A 5,529-nucleotide genomic window follows, 5' to 3' on the forward strand; every position below is an offset into this window, starting at 1 on the left:
CGCGGAACTTCGCGTTGTCGGGATCGAGGAAGGAGAAGACGTGCCGGGCCGGCACCGTCAGCACGAGCAGACCGCCTGGCCGCAGGACACGACGCACCTCGGCCAGGGCCGCCCGGTCGTCCGCCGTGTGCTCGAGGACGTCGAGCATGCTGATCGAGTCGAAGATGCCGTCCGCGAACGGGAGGCGGTCCGCCGCCCGGACCAGCGCCAGGCCGGGGTGCCGGACCCGGGCGGCCGACAGGTAGCCGCCGTGCGGGTCGGCCCCGACCACCCGGAGCGACGTGCCGTCGTGGAGGGCTGCGGCGAGCTCCGCGTCGCCGATCCCGAGGTCGAGGTGCAGTCCGGTGCGATCCTCCAGGCGGTCGAAGGCCCATCGGTAGCGGGCCGTGGGGTGCCGCCGGAAGGGTTGGGCACCCGAGCCGCGGCGGCGTACGTCGTCCTCACCGGCCACCGCATCGAGCAGGTCGCCCACCCGCTCGCCGTCGACCGGCGGCAGCCCCGACCCCGTGCGCAGCAGGGCCTGCTCGCGCTCCGGGTGCTGCGACACCGCGTCGGCGAGGCCCTGCAGGGCGCCGTCCAGGGCGACGACGCGGCCCAGGGCGACCTCGTCGAGCAGGTAGGCGACCTGGTGGTCGTTGCGCATCTCACCGCGGGCGGCCTCGCGGGCGACGGCGATGGGGATCCTGCCGGAGCGCTGCACCAGGCGGACGGTGTTGCCGCCGTGGGTGATGACCACGTCGGCCCGGGAGAGGCGTCGCTGGGTCTCCTCGAAGCCGAGGAACGCGGCGTGGGGGCACGGCGGGGCGTACGTCGACACGCCCGTCTGCACGAAGACGTCGTGCTGCGCGCAGACCTCCGTCAGGGCGGTGAGCAGGCGGTCGAAGGGCCACGGGCCCATGCCGACGGTGACGAACACCTCGAGGCGGGGGGCCTGGGCCATCAGWAGAGCTCGCCCACGTGGAGCGCGCGCGGGTAGCCGGCGAGCATGCTGCTGTGCTGGACGACGACCAGGTCCGCCGCACGGCCACAGATGCGGGCGGCCATCCCGGCGCCGGAGATCACGTTGAGGGTCTCCACCCACCACGAGGGCACCCCGTCGAGCCGGGCGGCGAGGAAGTAGGGCACCGCGACCCCCGTGCCCGCGGACACCACGAGGTCGATGCGGTCGCGCCGGAGGTGTGCGCGCGCCGCGAGCGTCGCCCGCGCGACTGCGAGTGGCTGACGGGGGGTGAGCTCCTCGGCCCACGTCACCCGCTCCGCGGCCAGGACCTCCTGCGTGTCCGGGCCGGCCACGGCCACCCAGCTCACCCGGTGGCGCGACCACCACGGGCGCAGGGCCATCAGGTCCAGCAGCACGCCACCCGTGCTGCTGATCATCAGGATCCGCCGTGCGGGGTCGCCCATCGCCGCACCGTAGGCACGTCCGCGTGGAGCGGGCACGGCGCGTCCCGTCGGTACCCTGATTTGGGGGGACGACGTGTCGGCCGGTGTCGACGTGCCGGCGACGGATCTAGCGTTCGGAGATGCCGCAGCCGGACGCAGCCGTAGTCACGAGGAGCCACGATGGGTGATCTCGCCGCGCCGCTGATCGTGGTGGGCGGGGCCGGGTTCCTGGGGTCCGCGGTCGTCGAGCGCTGCTGGGCGACGGGACGGGACGTGGTCTCGGTCGACCGGGTCGGCTCCTGCGCCCCCACGCGCAGCGGCGTGCGGTTCGTGCCGGCGGACCTGCTGACCGACGACCTGACCGAGGCCCTGGCGTCGCTTCCTCCCGGCCCGGTCGCACTGATGGCCGGCAACAGCGACCCGCGCGCCGTCCGCAGCTGGCAGCTGGTCCTCGACCATGCGGTGACGACCGCGCGTCTGCTGCCGGTGCTGTCGGGTCGCCGCGTCACTCTCGTGTCGTCGGTCGAGGTCTACGGCACCGCGCCGGGCCCGCAGCACGAGGGCACCGTCCCCGAGCTGCCCGTGGACGACGACGCGCTGCGCGCCTGGAACGCCGAGCTGCTGGCCATGGCGGATGGTCCCTGCCCGCCCTGGCGGCTCGAGCGGCTCTGCCGCAGCCTGGCCGACCGCGACCCCGGGGGACGCTGGGTCTACGCGCTCGCCAAGCGGGCCCAGGAGCTGATGGTGGCCGACGTCGTGCCCGCCGATCGGCTGACCGTGCTCCGGGTGACCAACCTCTTCGGCACGGGGCAGGACCGGGTGGTGGCCAGGCTGACGCGCAGGGCGCTCGCCGGCCTGCCGCTCACGGTCGTGGACGTCCGGCGCACGCTCCTGTCGCTGGAGGACCTGGCGGACGTGCTCGTCACCGACGTGCCGGCCGGGACCTACAACGCCGGCGCCGGGTGTCTCGACCTGGTCGACCTGGCCGCGCTGATCCTCGACGAGCTCGGGGTCGAGGCCGAGGTCCGCGAGGTCGCACCTCCCACCATCGACGCCACCGGCCTGGTCGACACCGCGCGGTTCGAGGCGCTCACCGGCGTCGGCGCGGAGGGCCTGGCCAGCTCCGTGAGGTCGTTCGTGCGCCGGCTGCGCGACGAGGGGGCTCCGCCCACCGGTCGCCTGATCCCGGTGGTCGAGCCGCCGCGCCCCGAACGTCCCGGGCTGCTGGCCGAGCGCATCCAGGAGAGCCTGTGGACCGGTTCGCTCAAGGACGGTCGCTGGTCCCGGGCGCTCACCCGGGAGCTGTGCGACCGGCTCGAGCTCCCCGACGGGCTGACGCTCCTGCCCACCTCCTCCGGCACGGCCGCGCTGCGGCTGGCGACGGTGGCCGTCGCCGGGCCGCCCCGTCCCGGGGACGTCGCGGTCCTGCCGTCGTTCACCTTCGCCGCCACCGGTGAATACCTCGTCCAGCTGGGCTACCGGCTGCGGTTCTGCGACGTCCGCCCCGACACGTGGACGATGGATCCGGCCCGGCTGGAGGAGGCGCTGGCCCCGGGTGACGTCCGGGTCGTGGTGGTGGTGGACGCACTGGGCGCCCCGGCGGACTACGACTCGGTGGGGGCGGTCTGCCGACGGCACGGAGTGCCGGTCGTCGCCGACTCGGCTCCGTCCCTGGGTGCGCGGACGCGGGGGAGACCCGTGGGCTCCCAGGCCGACGCCCACGCCTTCTCCATGAGCTTCGCCAAGGTGGTCTCCGCCGCCGGTGGTGGCGGAGCGGTCGTGCTCACCGAGGCCGACGCCGACCGGTTGCGGTCCACCGTGGACTGGACCCGCTCCACGACGTTGGGGGAGGTGCACGCGGCCGCGGGCCTCGACCTCGTCGAGCGGCTCGACCAGCTCGTCGTGCGGCGTACGGCGGTGGCGCAGGTCTACGCCGAGCTCGAACGCGCCGACCCGCGGGTGGTGCCGCAGCGCACGGCGGACGGCGACGTCCACGCCTGGGTGCACTGGGTCGCCCGGTTCACCGGTGTCGAGCGGGACCGGCTCGTCAAGAAGCTCGACGCCCTGGGCATCGGCACCAAGCCGTACTACGCGCCGGTGCTGCACCGTCTGCCGTGGAGCCCCGCGGCGGAGGGCACGCACCTGCCGGTGACCGACGCCCTGCACGACCAGGCGCTGGCCCTGCCCATGTCCTCCGAGCTCAGCGTCGGTGAGGCGGAGCGGGTCTTCTGGTCGGTGCTCAGCGCCCTCGACGAGGTGGGCGACGACCCACGATGAGCAGCTGCTTGCCGAGGTCGGCCAGCGCCGGCTCGGCAGCCAGCCCTCGCTCCACGGCGAGCGCCCCCTCGAAGTCGCTCGTCAGGCGCCGGGCCAGGTCCTCGCGCCCGAAGGCGCTGGCCCCCACCAGGAGGCCGGCCACGCGCTCGACCTCGAGACCGGCGTCGACGTAGGCCCGGTGCAGCGCCGCCGCGTCCAGCAGGTGCAGGTCGGCCTCGACGTCCTCGACGCGCCACACCCCCCGCCTCGTGGCGAGCCGGGTCGCGGCCTCCTCCTCCTTGCCCGCCGCCATCAGCTCCAGCGCCAGCGCCAGCAGCCCGTCGACCAGCACGGCGAGGACCCCGCCGGGACGCAACCACCCCGCCAACCGAGCGATCTGCGCCGCGGGGTCCTCGGTGTACTGGAGCGAGCCCATCGCGACGATCGCGTCGACCGAGGCGAGAGGAAGGGCGACGTCCTCGACCCTGCTGCGTACGAGGGTCATCCGGTCGTCGGCGTCCGGCCGTGAGCGCTCCGCCTCGTCGGCCATGCCGTGCGCCGGCTCGATACCGGTGACCGCGTAGCCGGCGTCCAGGAGGCGTCGGGCCCACCGGCCGACCCCGCACCCGACGTCCACCACCACGGCGGGAGCCCCGGGCAACGCCTCCGCGCACATCTCCCAGGCGAGCCGGTCGTAGGCCCGGCGGTGCACCACGTCGAAGTGCTCGACGTACGTCGGCGCCAGGCGGTCGTAGAGGGGAGCGCTGGGCCTCATGCCGCGCCCGCGGGCACCAGTCGGCGCCGGCCCAGACGCCACAGTGCGTCCTCGACGTAGGTGCGTGGGCGCCATGCCAGGTTGAGCGCGTAGTTGCTGCCGCAGCCCGAGCACTCCTTGCGGAAGAGCCGCGCGTGCTCCTCCCGGTAGGCCTCGCTCGCGAGGATCTCCGCGATCGGGGTGTCCCGGACGTCGGCGCGGGCGTCGTGGCCCCAGCAGCCGCCGATCTCACCGGTGGAGTGGACCATCACCTTCAGCAGCGACTCGGCGCACGGAAGGTCGCGTTGGAGGAGGTCCTCGAAGTGGCGTCGTACGTAGGCCAGCTCGGAGTAGCGCGGCACGAAGCGCGAGTCGATCCGCAGCCGGTCCTCGACCCGCGCCATGGCGGCGGAGATCCGGTCGCCGTCGACCCGCGTCTCGATGGAGACCTGGCCGTCCCGGAACAGGAAGGTGTGGTCCGTCGCGAGGTTGAGGTACAGCTGCACCTCCAGGTCCTGGGCGAGCTCCATCATGGCCGGGAGCTCGTCGACGTTGGAGCGCATCACCGTGAAGTTCATCCGGACCCGGAGCCCGAGGTCGTCGCGCTGCTCGATCAGGCGCTCGAGGTGGCGCACGGTCTTCGCGAACGACCCGACGACTCCCCGCACCCGCTCGTGCACCTCGGCGCGCGGGCCGTCGACCGAGATGTTGAAGCTGCGCACGCCGGCCTCGAGCACCGCCTCGCGTCGCCGGTCGTCCAGGAGCACGGCATTGCTGTTGACGTGCAGGTTGCGGATGCCCCGCCCGTGGGCGTGCGCCATCAGGCGCGGTGCATCGCTGCGCAGCAGCGGCTCGCCGCCGGTGAAGTTGGCCTTGAGGATGCCGTAGTCGGCGAGCTCGTCGATGACTCCGCGCCACTCCTCCTCGGTCAGCTCGCCGCGGGTCACCGTGCGCCAGCACGCGCAGCTCACACACTTGAGGTTGCAGTTGTCGGTGAGGAAGAGCTCCGCCACCAGTGGCTTCACGCGCAGCCCGGGCGCGATGTGCTCCTTGACCGCCAGGCGGGCGAAGAACCGCGCCAGCCGGGCCCTGTCCCGCAGGCCGGCCACGGGGGACCGACGTGGTGACGTCATGGC

At 74.0% G+C, this 5,529-nt stretch carries 5 protein-coding genes; 1 reads left to right on the top strand and 4 read right to left on the bottom strand.

Going from position 1 to position 5,529, the window contains the following annotated elements; translation table 11 throughout:
• The coding region (locus tag ACXJKL_RS13215; RefSeq protein ID WP_457207507.1) for a methyltransferase domain-containing protein at positions 1–940 on the bottom strand (940 nt) is incomplete at its 3' end.
• Positions 940–1,404 carry a hypothetical protein gene (locus ACXJKL_RS13220; RefSeq protein ID WP_457207508.1) on the bottom strand — a complete coding sequence of 155 codons (465 nt, stop codon included), beginning with the start codon at positions 1,402–1,404 and terminating at the stop codon, positions 940–942. The genes ACXJKL_RS13220 and ACXJKL_RS13215, both read right to left, overlap by 1 nt.
• 159 nt (positions 1,405–1,563) lie before the next feature.
• Here ACXJKL_RS13220 and ACXJKL_RS13225 point away from each other — a divergent pair, with 159 nt between their 5' ends.
• Positions 1,564–3,660 carry an aminotransferase class I/II-fold pyridoxal phosphate-dependent enzyme gene (locus tag ACXJKL_RS13225; RefSeq protein ID WP_457207509.1) on the top strand — a complete coding sequence of 699 codons (2,097 nt, stop codon included), beginning with the start codon at positions 1,564–1,566 and terminating at the stop codon, positions 3,658–3,660.
• Here ACXJKL_RS13225 and ACXJKL_RS13230 read toward each other — a convergent pair.
• Together ACXJKL_RS13230 and ACXJKL_RS13235 are read right to left on the bottom strand one after the other, a co-directional pair.
• Positions 3,623–4,414 (bottom strand): class I SAM-dependent methyltransferase, encoded by a 792-nt coding sequence (locus ACXJKL_RS13230; protein ID WP_457207510.1) that lies wholly within the window; start codon positions 4,412–4,414, stop codon positions 3,623–3,625. The genes ACXJKL_RS13225 and ACXJKL_RS13230 overlap by 38 nt on opposite strands.
• A partial coding sequence (locus ACXJKL_RS13235; protein ID WP_457207511.1) for a radical SAM/SPASM domain-containing protein occupies positions 4,411–5,529 on the bottom strand: 1,119 nt, incomplete at its 5' end. The genes ACXJKL_RS13230 and ACXJKL_RS13235, both read right to left, overlap by 4 nt.

This window comes from Nocardioides sp. P5_C9_2, assembly GCF_054049555.1.